General features: G+C 65.8%; 15 protein-coding genes and 1 pseudogene. 4 read left to right on the forward strand and 12 right to left on the reverse strand.

The window, feature by feature from the left end:
- Positions 1-65: 65 nt before the first annotated feature.
- Genes AB0I35_RS23920 through AB0I35_RS23940 form a run of 5 tightly spaced genes read right to left on the reverse strand, consistent with a single transcriptional unit; the run spans position 66 to position 3732 of the window.
- Positions 66-1187: a nitronate monooxygenase gene (locus AB0I35_RS23920; RefSeq protein ID WP_357398445.1), complete on the reverse strand. Its 1122-nt coding sequence runs from the start codon at positions 1185-1187 to the stop codon at positions 66-68.
- Between the two features lie 56 nt (positions 1188-1243).
- Positions 1244-1672, reverse strand: a complete 429-nt coding sequence (locus tag AB0I35_RS23925) for a hypothetical protein (RefSeq protein ID WP_357398446.1) — start codon at positions 1670-1672, stop codon at positions 1244-1246.
- On the reverse strand, positions 1669-2163 hold the full coding sequence (locus AB0I35_RS23930) for a MaoC family dehydratase N-terminal domain-containing protein (RefSeq protein ID WP_357398448.1): 495 nt from the start codon (positions 2161-2163) through the stop codon (positions 1669-1671). Before AB0I35_RS23930 ends, AB0I35_RS23925 begins: the two co-directional genes overlap by 4 nt.
- Positions 2163-2564 (reverse strand): OB-fold domain-containing protein, encoded by a 402-nt coding sequence (locus AB0I35_RS23935; protein WP_357398449.1) that lies wholly within the window; start codon positions 2562-2564, stop codon positions 2163-2165. The genes AB0I35_RS23930 and AB0I35_RS23935 overlap by 1 nt, the downstream gene beginning before the upstream one ends.
- Positions 2565-2574: 10 nt before the next feature.
- Positions 2575-3732 carry a transporter gene (locus AB0I35_RS23940; RefSeq protein ID WP_357398451.1) on the reverse strand — a complete coding sequence of 386 codons (1158 nt, stop codon included), beginning with the start codon at positions 3730-3732 and terminating at the stop codon, positions 2575-2577.
- Between the two features lie 252 nt (positions 3733-3984).
- On the opposite strand from AB0I35_RS23940, the gene AB0I35_RS23945 reads away from it, so the two are divergent.
- Positions 3985-5604, forward strand: coding sequence for a thiamine pyrophosphate-binding protein (locus AB0I35_RS23945; protein WP_357398453.1), 1620 nt, complete (start codon positions 3985-3987; stop codon positions 5602-5604).
- Positions 5605-5714: 110 nt separating this feature from the next.
- Here the strand turns inward: AB0I35_RS23945 and AB0I35_RS23950 are convergent, their stop codons facing one another.
- Both AB0I35_RS23950 and AB0I35_RS23955 read right to left on the reverse strand, forming a co-directional pair.
- Positions 5715-6374 (reverse strand): TetR/AcrR family transcriptional regulator, encoded by a 660-nt coding sequence (locus tag AB0I35_RS23950; RefSeq protein WP_357398455.1) that lies wholly within the window; start codon positions 6372-6374, stop codon positions 5715-5717.
- 144 nt (positions 6375-6518) lie between these two features.
- Entirely contained in the window at positions 6519-8648 is a 2130-nt protein-coding gene (locus AB0I35_RS23955) for an acetate--CoA ligase family protein (protein WP_357398456.1), read from the reverse strand.
- Positions 8649-8855: 207 nt separating this feature from the next.
- On the opposite strand from AB0I35_RS23955, the gene AB0I35_RS23960 reads away from it, so the two are divergent.
- Entirely contained in the window at positions 8856-9557 is a 702-nt protein-coding gene (locus tag AB0I35_RS23960) for a hypothetical protein (RefSeq protein WP_357398457.1), read from the forward strand.
- 121 nt (positions 9558-9678) lie between these two features.
- On the opposite strand, the pseudogene AB0I35_RS23965 reads toward AB0I35_RS23960, so the two are convergent.
- Positions 9679-9783, reverse strand: a pseudogene (locus AB0I35_RS23965) (hypothetical protein); the annotation flags it as partial.
- A gap of 1027 nt (positions 9784-10810) precedes the next feature.
- Between AB0I35_RS23965 and AB0I35_RS23970 the strand changes: the two are divergent.
- Both AB0I35_RS23970 and AB0I35_RS23975 read left to right on the forward strand, forming a co-directional pair.
- Positions 10811-11278: a universal stress protein gene (locus AB0I35_RS23970; protein ID WP_357398458.1), complete on the forward strand. Its 468-nt coding sequence runs from the start codon at positions 10811-10813 to the stop codon at positions 11276-11278.
- 3 nt (positions 11279-11281) lie between these two features.
- Positions 11282-11746, forward strand: a complete 465-nt coding sequence (locus tag AB0I35_RS23975) for a pyridoxamine 5'-phosphate oxidase family protein (RefSeq protein ID WP_357398459.1) — start codon at positions 11282-11284, stop codon at positions 11744-11746.
- 338 nt (positions 11747-12084) lie between these two features.
- Here AB0I35_RS23975 and AB0I35_RS23980 read toward each other — a convergent pair whose 3' ends face one another.
- The 4 genes from AB0I35_RS23980 to AB0I35_RS23995 form a co-directional block, all read right to left on the reverse strand.
- Entirely contained in the window at positions 12085-12960 is an 876-nt protein-coding gene (locus AB0I35_RS23980) for a nitrilase-related carbon-nitrogen hydrolase (RefSeq protein WP_357398460.1), read from the reverse strand.
- Positions 12961-13524: 564 nt separating this feature from the next.
- On the reverse strand, positions 13525-15114 hold the full coding sequence (locus AB0I35_RS23985; RefSeq protein ID WP_357398586.1) for an ATP-binding cassette domain-containing protein: 1590 nt from the start codon (positions 15112-15114) through the stop codon (positions 13525-13527).
- A gap of 899 nt (positions 15115-16013) precedes the next feature.
- A complete protein-coding gene (locus AB0I35_RS23990) occupies positions 16014-16718 on the reverse strand; it encodes a PAS and ANTAR domain-containing protein (RefSeq protein WP_357398461.1) in 705 nt (234 codons plus the stop codon).
- 196 nt (positions 16719-16914) lie between these two features.
- Positions 16915-17061, reverse strand: coding sequence for a hypothetical protein (locus AB0I35_RS23995; protein ID WP_357398462.1), 147 nt, complete (start codon positions 17059-17061; stop codon positions 16915-16917).
- Between the last annotated feature and the right edge of the window lie 839 nt (positions 17062-17900).

Below are 17900 nucleotides of genomic sequence, written 5' to 3' on the forward strand. Positions count from 1 at the left end.
AAAGGGCGCCGCCGCGATTCAGCATCGCAGCGGCGCCCTCGCTGTTCCTCCACGAGGACCACAGCTCAGCTGCCGACGATCTCGCCCACCGTGTCGTAGGCCTCGACCATATCGGCGAGCATCTCGTGGATGACATCGGCCACCCGACGGGTACCCGGCATCAGACCTACGGCCTGGCCGACGTAGTAGGAGTCCAACTGCTTCGCCCGCTCGTTGCCGGCATCGGCGGCGCGGGAGATCTGGTCGAAAGCGTTCTCGCTGATCATCTGCTGCAGCGGCATCCCCAGGGGCTTGATCTCCGGGTGCGCCTCCCACTCGTCGTGCCAGGCGCTGCGCAGCTGGCGGGCCGGCTTTCCGGTGCGAGTCGTCGACCGCAGGGTGTCGGACGAACTCGCCTGCGCCATCTTGGCTTTCACCGTCTCGTCCACCTCGCTCTCGACGGTCCCCAGCCACACAGATCCTGTCCATACTCCTGCCGCGCCGAGGGCGAGCGCGGCCACGACCTGACGGCCGGTGGCGATTCCACCCGCGGAGAGTACGGGCACGGGTGCGACCGCGCGGCTGACCTCCGCGGTGAGCACCATCGTGCCGACCTCACCGGTGTGCCCGCCGGCTTCGTACCCGGTGGCGACGATGAAATCGGCCCCGGCCTCGATGTTCTTCTTGGCGTGCCGCACGGTCCCGGCGAGGGCGCCGACGACGATCCCCCGCTCCTTGCAGCGCGCCATCACCTGCGGCGCGGGCGGGCCGAGGGCGCTGACGAGCAGGCGGATCGGGTGCTGCAAGGCGACATCGATCAGCGCCTCGACGTTCTCGGGCCGGGTCGCCGAGCCCCGCCAGTCGGCCACGTCGTAACCGGCCGAATCCTCGCCGAGGACCTCGTAGCGCCGCAACATGTCGTCGACGAATTCCACGTGGGTGTCCGGGATCAGGGCCCGCAACTCGTCCGGAGAATGCTCCAGTCCGGATTGTTTGAACGGCATCAGCAGGTCGACGCCGTAGGGCTTGCCGTCGACCTGCTCATCGATCCAGGCCAGCTCCTCTTCCAGCTTCTCCGGGGAGAAGCGCGTGCCGCCGAACACCCCGATCCCGCCCGCGTTCGTCACCGCCGCGACGACATCGCGACAGTGACTGAAGGCGAAGATCGGTAGTTCGACGCCGAACATCTCGGTGACAGCAGTGCGCATCATTGGCTCCTCACCAACCGTTCGCTTCGAGAACGAAGCGAAAATTATTGTGTCTCTCAGTTTTTCGACATGTCCGCGGCGTCTCGCGGCTCGACGACCGCCGTCACGTGACCGTGCGTCGCCCTGGTGCCGTCGGGCAATTCGACCCAGATCTCGGCCTCCGGCGCGTCCCCACCGGTGACCACGGTCCCCCCGACAACGAGCGTGGTGCCCGGCACGACCGACGCCGTCGTGCGGTAGGTGATCGTGGCGACCCGGCCCCACGGTGCCACCCAGTCCGCGCACAATCGCATCAACCAGCTGCCCATCAGGGGCCCGTGCACGAGCACGTCGGAATAGCCCTCGACGTCGCGGGCGTACGGTGCGTCGTAGTGGATGCGATGCGGATTCCAGGTGATCGCCGAGTAGCAGAACAGCTGGACCGCGTCCGGGGTGACCTCGAAGGACGGCAGCGCATCACCCGCCGAGATGGTCACATCAGTCATCGCAGGATCCTCACGTAGCGTTCGCCGATCACCAGTTCGCCCGTCCGCACGTTGCGGTATTCGAGGTCGTAGCCCACGAAGACCAGCGGCCCGGAGCGTCCGCTCTTCTCATCCATCGAGCCGATCCGTTTGGTGAGCTCGATCTCGTCGCCTGCGAGGATCGGCGTGTGGAAAGTGGTCGATGACTCGCCCGCCATCCGGCGCTTCGCGGCCACGGGCGGGGTCATATCGTCACTTCCGCCGTCCTCGGCCAACTCCGAGAGCGGGATCAGGTTCGGCACGGAGTGCCGGATGACGAGGTGGAACCCGAGGGGGGCGACCACATCGGCGTGCCCGGCCTGCCGCGCGGCCGCCGCATCGAAGTGCACCGGGTCGGTGATTCCCACCGTGTGGGCGTATTGGGCGATCTGCATCCGCGTCACCTGGTAGGGCGCGAACACCTGTTCGCGCCCCAGCCAGGCGCGAGCCTCTGCCGTCAGCAGCGATGTCATCACGCCACCTCCGCTGCCACGGCCGGACGCCATACGGGCTGGAGGCTGCCGTCGGCGGAAGGTTCGACGGCCCAGTCGAATCGGTCGCCGACTCGCAGTGCATCCGGCACCGTGGCGAGGTGACCGACCAGGCGGATCCGAAGATCGCCGTACTCCAGAACGCCCACCGCGTAGGGCACTTTGTCCTCGAAACCGGGGAGTTTCGTGCGGGCCACGACCGTCCAGGTGTGCAGCGAGGCGGTGGGCGGCAGGCGTACCCAGTCGACCTCGAAGGAACGGCACCCCACACACGCCGGGCGCGGCGGCCACTGATACCGGTCGCAGGGGGCGCAGTATTGGCCACGCAGCTCGCCGGCGGCGAGCCCGTCCCGGTAGCCCTGCAGATCTTCGCTCTGTGTCATCGACTCCTCCTCAGATCTTCGCCAGTACCGCGAGCGCGCCGTCACCCATATCGCCCCAACCTGTCAGGGCCGCGACCTCGGCGCCGGCGATCTGACGGCCGTCGGGTGCCTGATGACGCAGCTGGCGCACGCACTCCACCAGGTGATTCATCCCGGCCAGATGCCCTTCGGACAGCAGGCCGCCGTGCGGGTTGACCGGCAGCTTGCCGTCCGCGGCGATATTGCCGTCGAGCACGAACGCACCGCCCTCGCCACGACCACAGAAACCGGCTTCCTCGAGCTGCTGAACGACCTCGAAGGTGAAACAGTCGTAGATGAAGGCGAGGTCCACCTCGCCCGGCGTGATGCCTGCCTGTGCGAACACCCTAGGCGCGGCCTTGGTCAGGCCCGTACCGAAGGTGTCCCAGCGTGCGGCGAGGTCGTCCGCGGAGTCCGGGTGTCCTTCGCCGATCGCCTCGATCCGCACGCCCGGTGCGCGGGTATGCGCCACTCGGTCCTCGCGGGCGATGATCACCGCCGCGGCGCCGTCGGACTCGAGACAGCAGTCGAACTTGAGATACGGATCGGCGATCACCGGAGCGTTCAGGTAGTCCGCCATCGTCAGCTCCCGGCCGTACATCTGTGCGCCCGGGTTGCGCTGGGCGTTGGCGCGCATGGTCAGTGCCACCGTGCCGAGTGCCTCTCGCGTAGTGCCGAATTCGTGCATGTGCCTGCGGCAGGTGAGCGCGTACCACTGCGCCGGGGTATTCATCCCGTGCGGATACTCGAGTTCGCGGCGGTAGGCCTGGCCGGTGAGCTGGCGGACGCGCTGGTCGATGCGGGTCGCCGAGGCTCCGTTGCGGGCTACGAAGACCGCGACGTAGTCGGCTTGGCCGCTCTCGACGGCGAGTGTCGCCAGGCGGAGACCGGCCAGGCTGCTGGCACCGCCCATATGCGAGACGGCGGTGAAGCGCACGTCCGCACTGCCGAGAACCGGGATCACGTCCTCGGTGGTCACCGAATCGGGGAACGGGACGAATCCGTCGATCGCCGACGGGTTGATCCCCGCGTCGTCGGCCGCCGCGATGAGCGCCTCGAGCGCGAGCCGGGTGATGCTGCGACCGCTGTTGCGCGACAGCTCGGTCCAGCCGATCCCGACGACGCAGGCCTTACCTGATGCTGATGCCATCGCGACCTCTACCTCTCAAGACTCGGGTCCAGCGCCGCAGATCGTGGGGCGATGACGCTTCCCTAGTTTCGTAAAACGTTCGGTCTAAAAAAACCTCACCTGCAGGGTTCTTGTCAAGACCTCGGGCACCGTGCGACCTCTCGCCCCCGGTCAATCCGCCTTCGCGGCTAGCCTTGCCATGTATCAACCATTCGGTTAATGTCGGCCCCACGGGGGCGGTGACGATCATCTTTCACACATAGGAGCTGTCGAGTGAAGACCTACCACGCATTGGCTCGGCGGTTGTTCGATCACGGCGTCGAAACGCTGTTCGGGCTCATGGGTGACGGCAATATGGCCTACATCGCCAGCTACATCGACGAACAGGGTGGTCGCTACATCGCAAGCACCCACGAGGCCGGTGCGGTCGGCATGGCGGACGGCTTCGCCCGGGTGACAGGTTCGGTTGCTGTCGCCGCGGTGACGCACGGGCCGGGGACGACCAACACCATGACAGCGCTCACCGAAGCGGTTCGAGCCGCGACGCCGCTGGTACTGCTGACATCGAGCACCCCGAGCGGCAATCCACATCACATCCAGAACATCGACCTACAACGGCTGATCGAGCCGACCGGCGCCGCTTTCCGCAGGCCCGCACGGGCCGAGGACGTCCTCGACGAACTGGCTCACGCGCTGACCCAGGCACGCACCGAGAGCAGACCTGTCGCGTTGGATATCCCCGTCGATTTCCTGGAAGTGGACATCGAGGACCCGATCTCTGCCTCACCGGTGACTTCCTCGAGGTCGACGGCAGAACTCGACCCGGACTCGCTGGACGCCGCACTCGGCATGATCGCGTCAGCTCACCGCCCACTGGTCATCGCCGGGCGTGGCGCGGTCGAGGCGGACGCCCACGACGCCATCACGGCGTTCGCGGATCTGATCGGCGCAGCGGTGGCGACGACGGTCGTGGCGCGCGGCTTCTTCGCCGGCCACGAACTCGACCTCGGCATCTGCGGGAACCTGGCACACCCGGCCGCGCTCACCGCCATCGTCGAGTCCGATTGCGTGATCGCCTTCGGCGCCAGTCTCAACAACTACACCACGGATTCCGGAACGCTCCTGAACGGCAAACCGGTGGTGCACATCGATCGGTCCGCAGCGCAATTCGGCAAGTACTACAACGCCGATGTCACCCTGTGCGGTGATGCTGCCGTCGTCGCCACGACCATGACCGAATTTCTAGTTTCGGCGGAAATCGAATTTTCTTCACACCGCGCCGGGTTGGCCGAAACGCTGCGGAACCGCGTGCCCTCCGACGAGTTCGTCGACACCACCGGAACGGATGATGTCGATATGCGGTCGGCGATGCTCCGCTTCAGTGATCGCTTGCCGTCGAACCGGGCGATAGTCACCGACGCCGGTCGCTTTTTGCGCTCGGTCTGGCGCTACGTCGACGTATCGAACCCCCGCCACAATGTGGTCACCCACAATTTCGGGTCCATCGGCCTGGGGATCGGGTGCGCCACGGGCGTGGCTGTCGCGGCGCCCGATATGGTGACCTTCGTATTCCTCGGCGACGGCGGCGGAATGATGAGTTTGACAGAATTCAACACCGCAGTTCGATACCGCTTGCCGCTTGTCGCGGTCGTCATCAACGACGGGTCCTATGGGGCCGAATACGCGAAGCTGCAAAGCTACGACGCCGACCCTCGGCATTCCTTGATGACCTGGCCCGAATTCTCCGACCTGGCGATTGCCCTTGGCGGAAATGGCCTGACAGTTCGGTCGCTGGACGAGATCGACAAGCTCGACGACTCCACGTGGGCTCCGGAGAACCTGCCTTTGCTTCTCGAGATCAAAGTCGATCCCACCGTGGATTACTACGCCTGACCCGAAACAGCCGGAATCGGCTCCAACCGACGGGGGCGCTGCCAGAATTCTGGCAGCGCCCCCGTCGGTTCGGTCGCCCAGACGAGCCGATGCGGCCCGCGTGGCCCAGATCAGGAGCTGGGGGGCGCAAGCGCACGCATCACATGTTCGACGAACGCTTGCTGACCTTCCTTGAATTCCGGATCGTCGGGATCCATGCCGGTCACGAGTGACGCGATCTGCGGGGTCATGTGTGGAAAGCTCACGAGCGCCACCAACCCGAGGTGCAAGAACCGCGGATCGAGATTCGGGTCGATCTCCCCTTTGAGCTGAGATCTGCGGATCTGTTCCAGCTTTTTCGCGTAGTGTTCCCGGCGCTCCGCATGGCGAGCGATTTCTTCCTGGCCCGAGCCTTCGACGGCCTCCCACAGCCAGTAACGGTACAGGCGGTTCCACATTCTGGAAAAGCTGGCCGCACACATGTGTACTACCGATTTGACATACGATTGGTCCGGCTGGTCGTGAGCTTCGTCGAGAGCACTGTCCGTCACGTGCTCCATCACCCTGGAATGCAGGGTACGTTTGCTGTCGAAATAGTAATAGATGAGTTGTTTGTTCACACTGGATCGACGCGCGATCTCGTCGATGCGAGCGCCCGCATAGCCATTGGTCTCGAACTCTTCTGCGGCAATCGCGAGAATCCTGTCACGGCGATTTTCGATCGGCTCGTCCAGAGTTGCCGCGTCGTCACCGACCCAGCCACTCGTTCGATCCACTTCAGAGTCGGTCATGTCGTGAAGGATACTCTGGCGGCTACATTCGCGGCGATTCGGTGTTGAACACGTTGCGATGTTCGCCGTCGCACATGCCATGGAGGCCGGCGGCGCCGCAGGTGAAGCTTGCGGGCGCCGAGCCGTGACCACAGCCCGATCAGGTCAGCGCAGGACGATCAGGGCGTCGACGGCCGTCGCGCCCGATTCCCGGACCAGCACCGGGTTGATATCGATCTCCTGGATCTCCTCACGCAGGTCGGCGATCAACCAGGAGAGCCGCTCTGCGGCCGCTGCGGCGGCCGCGATATCGACGGCGGGACGACCACGGACGCCCCGCAGCAGCGCCGCGCCCTGCAGGGTGCCGAGCAGATGCTCCACATGCGCCACATCGGTCGGAGCCGAGGCGATCCGGGTGTCGGCCAGCACCTCGACGAAAACGCCACCGAGCCCGACCACGACGATCGGACCGAAGACCTCGTCGACCTGAGCGCCGATGATCAGCTCGACATCACCGGAAGCCATCTGCTGCACGAGTACTCGCGGATCCGTTTCGCCGTGCCGACGGCCCACTTCCAGCACTTCGGCCGCGGCGTTCGTGATCTCCTCCGGCGTCGACAGCCCGAGGCGCACACCGCCCACATCGCTCTTGTGCGCGATCTTGTTGCTCAGCAGTTTGACCACCACGGGCCCGCCCAAGGCGGCGGCCGCGGTGGCGGCTTCGGCGGCGGAACCGGCGATCGCCGACATCGCCGTCGGAATTCCGTAAGCCGCCACGAGCGCGGTGGCCTCCGCTTCGTCCAGTGAGCGGCGCCCGTCCGCGCGGACCGCGTCGATCACCGACCGGGCCGCTTGCCGGTCGATCCCGGCCGGCCGTTCCGGCCGCGGAAGATCTCGGCGCAGCGCGTGATCGGTGAGCGCACCCAGCGCATCCACTGCCCGCGTCGGGTCGGTGAAGCAGGGGATCCCGAGTTCCCGCAGGCGCCGTCGCGGTGCACCGGTGCCACCGGTCCAGGAGAACACGATGGGCCGATCCGTCGTCTCGTACAGCTCGGAAACGGCCTCGATGACCGGGTCCGCGAAGCCGTCCGCGTTACCGAGCACGATGACGATCATGTCCGTGCCGGGATGTTCGAGCGCGGTCGCGAGCGCGGTCCGCAGCAAGCTCGGATCGGTGATCATCGAGCCGGTCAGATCCACGGGGTTGCGCGGCGAGGCGAACGCCGGAATCCGCGCCGCCAGCTTCGCCTGCCATTCGGGCTCCCACGGTGCCACTTCGAGACCGACTTCGCTCGCAGTGTCGGCGGCCATGACAGCGCCACCCCCGGACATGGACAGAACGGTCAGCCGACGGCCTCGTGGGGTGCGCCCGGCGTCGAAAACCTGTGCGGCGTCGAGGAGCTGCTCCTGACCGCGCACCCGGATCACCCCGACTTCACGCATCAGCTGATCGAAGACCTTGTCGTCGCCGGTCATGGACGCGGTGTGGGAGGAGGCGGCACGGGCGCCCGCCTCGGACCGGCCGCTCTTGACAGCCACGATCGCCTTGTTGCCACGATGCGCGGCGCGCGCGACATCGAGGAGGTGCTCACCGCGCGACACACCTTCGAAATAAGCCAGCAGCGTGCGGATGTCGGCGTCGGCGACCAAGCCCGCGAGCACTTCACCGACCGTGACGTCGAGCTCGTTACCGGTGTTGAAGTAGTGCGAGATGCCGACCGCCGAAGCCTGGAGGTCACCCAGCATGAACGAACCGAACGCACCGGACTGGCTCACGAACGCGACCGCGCCCGAGCGCAATGGGATATCGGCCTCGAACAGCGAGGCGAACGTAGCCACCGCCGCATCGCGGATTCCGACCATGCCGAGACAGTTCGGCCCGATGAGGCGCAAGCCGCTGCCGGCGATCAGTTGCCGCAGTTCGTCTTCGAGCGCCGCCCCGTCGGCATTCGCCTCGGCGAAACCCGACGCGGTGATGAGGGCGAACCGGACGCCCTTGTCGACACACGCGCGGACGGCATCGAGTACCAGACCTGCCGGGGAAACGATGACTGCGACATCGACCTCCCCTTCGACGTCACGGATATCGGCGTAGGCAGGCAGACCCTGCACGACCTCGCGCGTGGGGTTCACCGGATAGATCTGTCCGTTGTAACCGAACCTCTTCATGTACGCGATCGGCCGACCGGACAGTTTCGCCGGGTTGTCGGAGGCCCCGATCACCGCGATCGACTTCGGTGCGAGCAACGGGCTGAAATCGGTCTCGACCGGCGCGGCCATAGTGGTGTCCTCCATGCGCTCACACACCGTGCGTCCGCACGCGCGATGCTTTTTTTCGTGTACTGACTGGTCTACAGAACTCCGTTCGACTGTTTCTGTCAAGTGGTCCGGTTCGCGGGACGAACTGTTTGGCCCGGCCGCAGGGCGCGGCCTACCTTGCGTCAGCGGCCGAAGCATCCGCCTCCGCTCGACTTCGGAATCCGGAAAAGAATGAGGAAAATGATGAGAACAGCGACATTCGCGCTCACCGTCGCGCTCGCGGCTACCGCACTCGGTGTCAGCGCGGGAGCGACCAACGCCGCACCGCCCGAGGCCGCCGTCGGCTTCACCGCCGGTGCGAACGATCACGCAGCGGTGATCACCACCGACGCTGGATCGTTGGTGGTGGAGGAAGGAGCTTTCAAGGTCAAGGCGCCCAACGGCACCACGATCGCGGCCACTCCCCTGACGTTCCGCCTCGACGAGTACGAGCTGCCGATCGTCGCCGAGATCTCCGGCAACACCGCGACCCTGACCCCGCAGCTCGACCCGGCCAAGGCGGTCTACAAGCCGGTCGCGCTGCCTTACGAGGACAAGGCGCCGTGGAAGAACGAATACGACCGTGAGGTCGCGGCATGGTCGCGACTGACCTCCACGATCTCCACCGGTGCCGCAGTCGGCACACTCGTCGGTGGCCTCACCGGCGGCGCGGTCGGTTGCGTGCTGGGCGGCATCGTCGGCGCGACCGTCGCCTCGGCCACCATCATCGGCCTGTTCGGGGCGTTCCTGCCCGCCGCCGCCATCGGCTGCATCGGCGGCATTCTCGCCGTCGGTGCCCTCGGTACCCTGGCCGGTCAGATCTTCGTGACCGCGCCGGTGGCCATCGGGGCGGCCATCCAGTACTTCACCACCATCAACCAGCCCTTCAACGCCCCCGCCAAATAGCCCCGCGACGGCACCACGAAGGCCCACCCGCCCACGCCACCGGGTGGGCCTTCGCCGCGCCCGCCACTACCGGCAAAGCCGTAACGAGCGTCGCGGCGCACCATCTCACGGGCCAGGGTGGTGTAGTGATGATGCGAGCACCTGTGGCACCGACTGGGTGGCCGAGTGAGATACCCGAGCCGTGCTGGTTCAGCCGCGGGTCGCCCGGATCGAGTTTCCACTCCGCCGGCAGCTACATCGGTCAACCACACCAAGGCACTGAAACATGTTTTCCCACAAGCAGCTATGAGAAGAAGCTGGCGAGTAATGAACTACCCCGTCGCCGCCACATCCCCGCTCGCACGGGGAGCACCCCGTCCGGGGCGCGTGTGGTCGGGTGTGTCGGTGCTCATCACCAATTCACTTGCAGGTTGGCAGCAATCGCCCAATTTACCTTCACTTTCAATCGACCTCCACGCAGTCCAACGGCAGGCATACCGCTCGTCACTCTCGATCCGACCGCCCTATCACTGTGCACGAGCGGCGCCTACTGGCGCCGGGCCAGGGCGACACCCGGCCATCGAACCCAACAGCAAGTCATTCCCCCACCTGTTGGAGCATCAAGAGCGACCAAGGCGCCGCTGACAGAATCAGAAGACAACACGTACGCGTCACCCCGACCCCGCACACGACGAATCCTCGGCTCGCCGGACAGCCGGAGCCACAAAGGCGATCGCAGGCTCGAGTCCTCCGCCAACCGCGCTCCTCGGGGTAGGCGGTTGGCGGAGAAGACCGCTGGATTAAAAGGGCTTCAAGGCTACGTGCCGTCAGTCCAGCACTAACGACGTCCGCCGAGTCAGGCGGTGTGCGTAGTGTTCGAATCGCCCTCCGGACACCAGTGTTGAACACAACTATGTGTTTGCATATACCTGCTCGATGCTCCAGGTGCGACCTCGCACCTGGAGCATCGGCATTTGTAGGCCCGTGCAGCGGCTACCGCTGTGAGTAGGTGAACATCGCCGCGTGATTCGATGCGCTGGTGGATCTCGGCCTCGTCCAATGGTCGATCCAGGTCAGATTTCGTCTCAACCTATGGGTGACCGCACCACCGGCAGTCCGGCCGGTGTGTTGGTTGAGCGATCGTCGAACGCCCACCTCGTGGTGCTCGGCGCCGCCACTCGCGCGCACACGATCCGGCACCTCGGAACGACCCTGCTCGCGATGGTGGTACACGGCACCGACCCGAACCGCCGTACTTGCCCCGTCGTCGTCGTGTGGACGGCAGCTCTGTCGGCGAGCCTGCGTTCGGCGCCGCCTTCGCCGAAGCATCTCACCGCGGAACCGAACTCGTCGCCGTCCAAGCCTGGAGCGATCTGTCCAAAGGCGAGTACGGCGGCACCGACTACCTCGACATGCCGATCGAAGGTTTCGAAGCGGCCGAGCAGGCCCTGCTGGCCGAGCGTCTGGCGGGTTGGTCCGAGAAGTATCCCGACGTCGTGGTCCGTCGCGAAGTCGATGTGTCCGGGCCACGCGAACGGCTGGCCGAGTGGTCGAAGACAGCGCAACTACTCGTGGTCGGCAGTCGAGGTCGCGGCGGCTTGCTCCTGGGCTCCACCGGCAACTGGTTGGTTCAGCACACCGACTGCCCGGTGATGGTCGTGCATCCGGACCGAATCCAGCACACTGTGAAGTGTTCCTGGGGGAAGACGACTATCGGCCGACGTTCACGACAGAAAGGCTGAGAAATGGAAAACGACACCCCGAAAGTCGAAGAACTCGCTGTCAACGAATGCTGGGCCTTGCTCCGCACCAAGGAAATAGGCCGCCTCGCCGTGTCGGTGGACGACGACCCGGACATTTTCCCGCTCAACTACGTGGTCGACCATGCAACCATCGTGTTCAGATCCGCGCCCGGTACGAAGATGTCCGCCGCCTTGTCGAATCCGCGCGTCGCATTGGAGGTCGACGGCTACCTTCCCGAGCCCCACGAAGCCTGGAGCGTAGTAATCAAGGGCCGCGCCGAAGGGATTCGTGAAATCGGTGACCTGATGGACACCGTGGATCTACCCCTGTTCCCGTGGCAGGGTGGCGCGAAGAACTTCTTCATCCGGCTCGTACCGACCTCAGTGACCGGTCGCAGATTTGCCGTTGCCGAACCCGCAGCTTGGCGGACTCTCCTTTCCGATGCACGACGATCTCCGATGGAGTAGAACGCTCGCCGGCACCACCGGGACCATGCCGACCAACCGATCCTCGCCACGGCTACTAGCGAAACTCCCCTCGGCGGATGGCAACTCCGAATCGGGGGCGATTAACAGCAGCACAGCGACCTCCCCGATCAACTGGCCTCGCGGGTTCATCGGGCCGGTCTCGCGCACCGATCTCTACCCCTGTGCCAATGTCACCCACCGCATCGATGGAGGGCGCTGCAGCCCGACCCGGAAGTTATCGGTATCCGTCGGTCCCGTCCGCGGGCCGACCATGACACTTCCGAGTGGTCGTCGTCGCACCGAGGCGCGCGAACCGTGGGATGTGTGTCGCGGAGTATTCAGGCGAGCGCGCGGTCGGCGCACGGCAAGGCAGGGCGACAGCGCGCAGTGGCGACGATGAGGTCGGCGACGAGCAGCCCCTCCTGGTCGGGATTCATCGGGATCGCGAGGTCGTGACCGGCGGGGCCGAGGATCCGGGCGACACCGCTGCCTCCGTGCAGCACGTCGGCGCGGCCCTCCGCCGCGGCCCGCCATCCGCGCACCGGGACTACCGCGGTCGGTGCCAGCAGGTAGCTGCCAGCCGCCCGCGCGTACCGGCGGCTGGCAGCGGTGCTCAGTTCCGCCGCGTCGATCCGGGTGTCACCGCGGCAGAACGTGAATCCGGGCCAGGACGCCAGATGGATGTGTTCGCCCGCCCGCTGCATCGCCTCGCACGCGCCGGACAGGAAATGGTCGGCGCCACCGAGCGCCCCGATCGTGCCGAGTGCGGTCTCACGCAGCAGCGCGGGCCCGTCCGCCGTGCTGAACACGCTGCGTTCCAGGGCGGTGGGCAGCATCTTGCGGGAGACGGTGATGTCGCCCTGATCGTCGATCAGCGCCTGCGACATGAACACGCGGTTCCCGGCTCGCTCGGAGAAGCCGAGTCCGACGTGGATGCCTCGGCGGCGTGCGGCGTAGCGGATCGCGCGCAGCTCGGGGCCGTCGACGGTCATCGAATTGGCGTGGTACCTGGCGAGGATGTCGCCGTCCCACTCGACCGCGCGCAACCACATCCACCATGGGAAACCGGGTATGAACGTCTCGGGGAAGGCGACCAACCGGGCGCCCTGCTCCGACGCGGCCTCGATCAACGTGATGACCTGGTCGACGCCGGCGGACACATCCAGCCACCGAGGCTCGGCCTGTACAGCCGCCACTCGCACCCTGCTCGTCATCGTCTCTCCTCGATACAGCTGTGACACCTTCACGAGAAAGGACACGGGGCACCGCCGGTCCTCACGCACCGACAGCTGAGATCACAGTCACCGAGTCCGCCGCCTCCGATCGATCGCGCGGCACACGCAAGTGCTGGGATCTGGAACGACTACGCAGGTCGCGGCACCACGACCCTGTTCGCCGCGTTCAACACCGCCGACGGAACCGCGATCGGCGAGCCGCACCGCCGCCACCGCACAAACGAGTTCCGCAAGTCCTGATCGCGGCCCTTTTGAGGACGTCGAGAATGGACGCGGGCGCGCGCCACTCGATCGACGGATCGGCGTGTACTCCCGCACGGACCGCGGCTGCGAAAGATTCCATCTGAACCAGAGAGCGTCGTCTCGAACTACCGGTGGCGGCTGAGCCTGGCTCCGGGCGAACCCCAGTACGACGCCTACGAACAGCAACTCGCCACCGGCACGGTGATCACCGTGCCCACCATCACCCCTTGGCCAGCGACTTCGACGGCTCCGGGCCGCCGGGCCGGTAGCGCTTACCGGTCCGGCGGCTTCGGTATCGCCTCACAAAGATCCGCGGTCTCGGAAACAGCCATCGGCATCGAGTTCGATAACGGTGTCGATGCCGAGGCGCCGCAGGAACGGGTAGTCGTGGCTGACGACCAGCACAGCGCCGCGATAGGCGACCAGCGCGTCGACAAGCTGGTCGACGCTGGCGATATCCAGGTTGTTCGTCGGCTCGTCGAGGACCAGCAACTGAGGCGGCGGATCGGCGAACAGCAAGCGCGCCAAGGAAGCTCGGAACCTTTCACCGCCCGACAGCGTCGAGACCGGTCGCTCGACGCTGGTGCCGCGTAACAGCATTCGAGCCAGGTGGTTGCGGATGGCGGCGGGCGGCGTGGCCGGGGCCGCCGCGTGCACGTTCTCCAGTGCGCTGACCTGGTCGTCGAGGCCATCGAGGCGTTGTGGGAGGTAACCGACCCGATCGGTGAACAATGTGCCGGATCCGCTACCTTGCAGCAAGTTCTCGATCAGCGTCGACTTCCCGGCGCCGTTGGGGCCGACAATGGCGACGCGTTCGGGCCCTTGAACGATGACGCTGCGGTCGCCGGCGCGGAGTTCCGCGATGCGCCTGCCGCGCTGCACGTCGGGATCGGGCAGATCGAGTCGGATGTGCTCCTCACGCCGTACCCGGCTCGCCGCTTGGTCCAGAACACCCTGGGCAGCTATCACTTTCGCATCAAGCGTGGAACGCATCGCCCCCGCCGACGCTTGCGCCTTACTGGCACGATTGCCTGCCAGGATCCGGGGAATGCCACCGTCGCGCTGCGTAGCCTTTCCCGTGCGTTCCCGCCTGGCCAGCTTGGTCTCGGCCTCGACGCGTTGCCGCTTCTCTACCTTCAACGCCTGCTCGGCAGTCCGCGCGGCCTGCTGCGCCGCGGCCTGTTCCTGCTCGACGTATTGCTTCCAGGCGCTGTAGTGCCCACCGAACACCTCCAGGGTCGTACCGTGCAGTTCCGCGGTGGCATCCATACGCTCGAGCAGCTCGAGGTCGTGGCTGACCACCACAAGGGTTCCGGGCCACGAATCCACGAATCCGGAAAGCACGGCCCGGGTTCCACGGTCGAGATTGTTGGTGGGCTCGTCGAGCAAGGTGATTGGGGTGCGCCGAACACGTAGCCCTGTGATTGCGACGAGAACAGCTTGCCCCCCGGAGATCTCGCCGACGCGGCGGTCCAGATCGGCTGCGCTGAAACCGATCTCGTGCAGGGCCTCATCGGCGCGAGCCTCGATGTCCCAATCGTCGCCGATCGTCTCGAAGGGTTCTTCGCCGGTCGCACCGGACTCGATGGCCCGTAGGGCGGCGAGTTTGTCTGCGACGCCGAGCAATTCGGCGATAGTGGCGTCGCGGCCGAGGGTGAGCGTCTGGGGAAGGTACCCCACCTCCCCGGTGATGTCGATGCGCCCGGAGCTGGGCGTGAGGAGCCCGGCGACCAGGCGTAGCAGCGTTGATTTGCCGGCGCCGTTACGGCCGACCAGACCGGTGCGACCCGTACCGAATGCTCCGTTGATACGGGACAGCGCGACGGTTCCGTCGGGCCATTCGAAGGACAGGTCGTGCAAAGTGATCGCCGAGGGCGTGGATGTAGACATGGATGTTCGACTCTTCCTGCTCGTGAATACGAGCGACCGCAAAGGACCCGGATGTTTGCGGATGCCGTCGAAAGCGACGCGGCGCGGCCGAGGGTGCGCGCCAGCGCACTGGGCACAGGCAGAAGGCACGTTCCAGAGTTGAGGGAACGTGTCGTCGAGAGCGCCGCCTTCGAGAGGGCGGCTACAGTCTGTCGACCTCTTCCATGAGCACGCCGCCACGTTACCACCGAGGTGAAGCGGTCGGGATTACGTCACCTACAGCGTCAGGCGACCGATGCCGCCCGCACCGTGTGCTCGATGTCGACGGTGGCCGAGCCGGGGTGGCGGTCATCTCCGAGGGCCGGAAGCCACAACTCGCTAGTCAGCGCAATCGACGCACGCCTTGACTCGAGCCTCGCCAGGCAAGACACCGGTGTAGTTGTCGCGGGGCTTGAACCTGTCTACCCCGACGCCGACCGATATCGGACAGGCCTACCCCACCTGCTCGACGGGTGAAACGGCTTCGGCGCCAATGCCGTACCTGCGCATCAGCACGCCTTTGGCGTGCCGCGCCCACACTGACCGGCATCGGGTCCTGAGGACGAGCCGAGGACCGAGTGAGTGAGAACCTCACCCCGTGCAAGCGTTGACGTCATCCCACCGTCCCCTCGCCAGAATAACTCAGGCGACTCCTCTGGAAATCCGGAGCGACGGAGCCGACTCCACCGTTTTAGCCGAGTTGTAGCGGGTAACGCACCTGGCAGATCCTGCGACTACCCGGGAAGTCGCGGCGATTGAGAACGCGCCGGTTCAGGCGAGTAGTCGGCGCGTTCGACCCCTACCTCTGTGACGCGGGCTGTGCGAGCTGTGGTGAAAGTTCAAAATGCCGCCGGCGCGGCAATCGTGGACACCACCACGAGCTAAGGTCTCTCCCTGGCCCACGGCGGCAGAGACGACTGGAGATTCAGCGCAGCGCAGAACATTCGTCGCTTCACGCCTCGGTGCTGGTGATCCGTTCGTAGCAGGTCAGAAGCAGGTGATCGAACGCGGTCACGCACGGTCTGTACCGGTGGGCGTGGGATCAATTTCAGGTCCGCGATCACACACGCCGCGATGTCACGAAGCTTGACGTTGGTCTCCTGCGAACGCCACACCAACACCTTGAACGCTTGCTCGGCGTCGATGCCGTACATGTGCATGAGCACACCCTTGGCCTGCTCGATCGCCGCCCGCGCCGCGACCGCACCACTGATCGCCTCCGTCGTGGCAGCTTTGGCCACCGCGTCGACAGTCTCGGTCAGGTCCAGGTAGTAACCGGCTGTACCCACCGGTTCGCCGTCGTCGTCGAGGACTTGGTCGGCGATGACCATCACCGTGTGTACGCGGCCACTGGTGTCGAGGAAACGGTGACGGCTCGAGAACGGCTCACCCCGGGCCAGGGTGCGTTCGATCAATTCGGCGACAAGATCCCGGTCCTCAGGGTGTTTGTGCGAGAGCAACAACTCGGTGGTCGGCACGATCTGACCAGGGGCATACCCATGCATCCGGTACACCTCCGCAGACCACTCCCAACGCTGGTTGGCGAACCAGAACGTGAACGATCCCACCGAGGCGGGCCGCGTCACGACCGTACGAGATCCCTCGTCAGGACCGCTCTCGGTTGGATCAGGGCGTGTCATCGACTCATCATCGCACCGGCAACCACCGACAGCGCTCCAAGACCGCCTCGGACCAGACGGACGCCACCGGCCTGCGGGTCGTCTGTGCGTGAGGTGGCTCAACCGGCCATCTCGCCGCTGACCTCGCGGTTGGAGTACTGGATCAGAATTCGGCGGTGTGAGGGTGGTGCAGGCCTTCGGTCTCGCTCAAAGTTTCCGCGACAGCTCCCAGGCGTAGCTGGTTCTGGATAGAGAGCCCGGCCGCGGTGGTCAGCAACGCGCGCAGGCGGCGGTTGCGCAGACGCAACACCAGGTGATCATCGGGTCCGCCCAGGCCAGAGGCGGCCGCAGCGAAGGGCGGGGTGCGCAACTCCGCACAAACTTGGGGACTTCATGGGGCAGAAGCCAATACAGAGATGGCTTCGAATCCGGTATGCCGAGATCGGTAACTGCGGGTGTTCGCTGGAGGGCGGCGTCGATCCGGGAGAGTTTCGCCGACGCCGCTTTAGCTGACTCGCAGACCCGCGACATCACCGAGCCAGCCTTCGCGGTTGGCCACGATGATGCGGGCTTCGAGGTTATCGCAGCTCTCTTCGAGCCTGGCGCGCTCGGTCAATCGAGATCGCCGCGGCCGTGTATGGCAAACCACTCCACACGGCCCGTTCCACACCACGGGTGATACGGCGGCTCCAGTACCGGCCGCGGTACCAGCGCTGCGGGCAACACATCCAAGTGGTTGGCATACAGAAGCTCCGCGACATCACGCCCATGTGAGTGCGATAACGCATACACAGCCACGAGTGTGCGTGTCCGGTCTCGGATCGGCGCTCACGCCCGCCTCCTTGCGCAGGTCGACCATGCCACAGAGTATCTATTGCGCGGCCAACGCCACCCCAACCGGCTCACCGTTTCCTGAGTGCGCCGCTCAGTACCTTCGACGTGCTCGGTGCCTGCATCGGGGGAGCAAATCTCTACCGAGTCCTACAGCTACGCATTCGCCTGCAGCACAAGGGCATCCAGGTCATCGAAGCGGTTGCGCGCTTCCTGCTCGGCCAGCCAGCGCTCTACGGTGCGCAACGATGCCCCGACTACATCCTCCCCGCCCCCGCGACCGCGGGATGTGAGAGTTCAACGCGCACGCCGAGGAGC

The sequence above is a fragment of the Nocardia sp. NPDC050378 genome (genome assembly GCF_040655675.1).
GTDB lineage: Bacteria > Actinomycetota > Actinomycetes > Mycobacteriales > Mycobacteriaceae > Nocardia > Nocardia coubleae.

Excerpts from the sequence above, each read along its gene's own strand:
- AB0I35_RS23975 (WP_357398459.1), top strand. The coding sequence starts at position 11,282 with ATGGAAAACGACACCCCGAAAGTCGAAGAACTCGCTGTCAACGAATGC.
- AB0I35_RS23985 (WP_357398586.1), bottom strand. The coding sequence starts at position 15,114 with ATGTCTACATCCACGCCCTCGGCGATCACTTTGCACGACCTGTCCTTC.
- AB0I35_RS23925 (WP_357398446.1), bottom strand. The coding sequence starts at position 1,672 with ATGACTGATGTGACCATCTCGGCGGGTGATGCGCTGCCGTCCTTCGAG.
- AB0I35_RS23935 (WP_357398449.1), bottom strand. The coding sequence starts at position 2,564 with ATGACACAGAGCGAAGATCTGCAGGGCTACCGGGACGGGCTCGCCGCC.
- AB0I35_RS23980 (WP_357398460.1), bottom strand. The coding sequence starts at position 12,960 with ATGACGAGCAGGGTGCGAGTGGCGGCTGTACAGGCCGAGCCTCGGTGG.
- AB0I35_RS23940 (WP_357398451.1), bottom strand. The coding sequence starts at position 3,732 with ATGGCATCAGCATCAGGTAAGGCCTGCGTCGTCGGGATCGGCTGGACC.
- AB0I35_RS23955 (WP_357398456.1), bottom strand. The coding sequence starts at position 8,648 with ATGGAGGACACCACTATGGCCGCGCCGGTCGAGACCGATTTCAGCCCG.
- AB0I35_RS23920 (WP_357398445.1), bottom strand. The coding sequence starts at position 1,187 with ATGCGCACTGCTGTCACCGAGATGTTCGGCGTCGAACTACCGATCTTC.
- AB0I35_RS23950 (WP_357398455.1), bottom strand. The coding sequence starts at position 6,374 with ATGACCGACTCTGAAGTGGATCGAACGAGTGGCTGGGTCGGTGACGAC.
- AB0I35_RS23930 (WP_357398448.1), bottom strand. The coding sequence starts at position 2,163 with ATGACATCGCTGCTGACGGCAGAGGCTCGCGCCTGGCTGGGGCGCGAA.
- AB0I35_RS23960 (WP_357398457.1), top strand. The coding sequence starts at position 8,856 with ATGAGAACAGCGACATTCGCGCTCACCGTCGCGCTCGCGGCTACCGCA.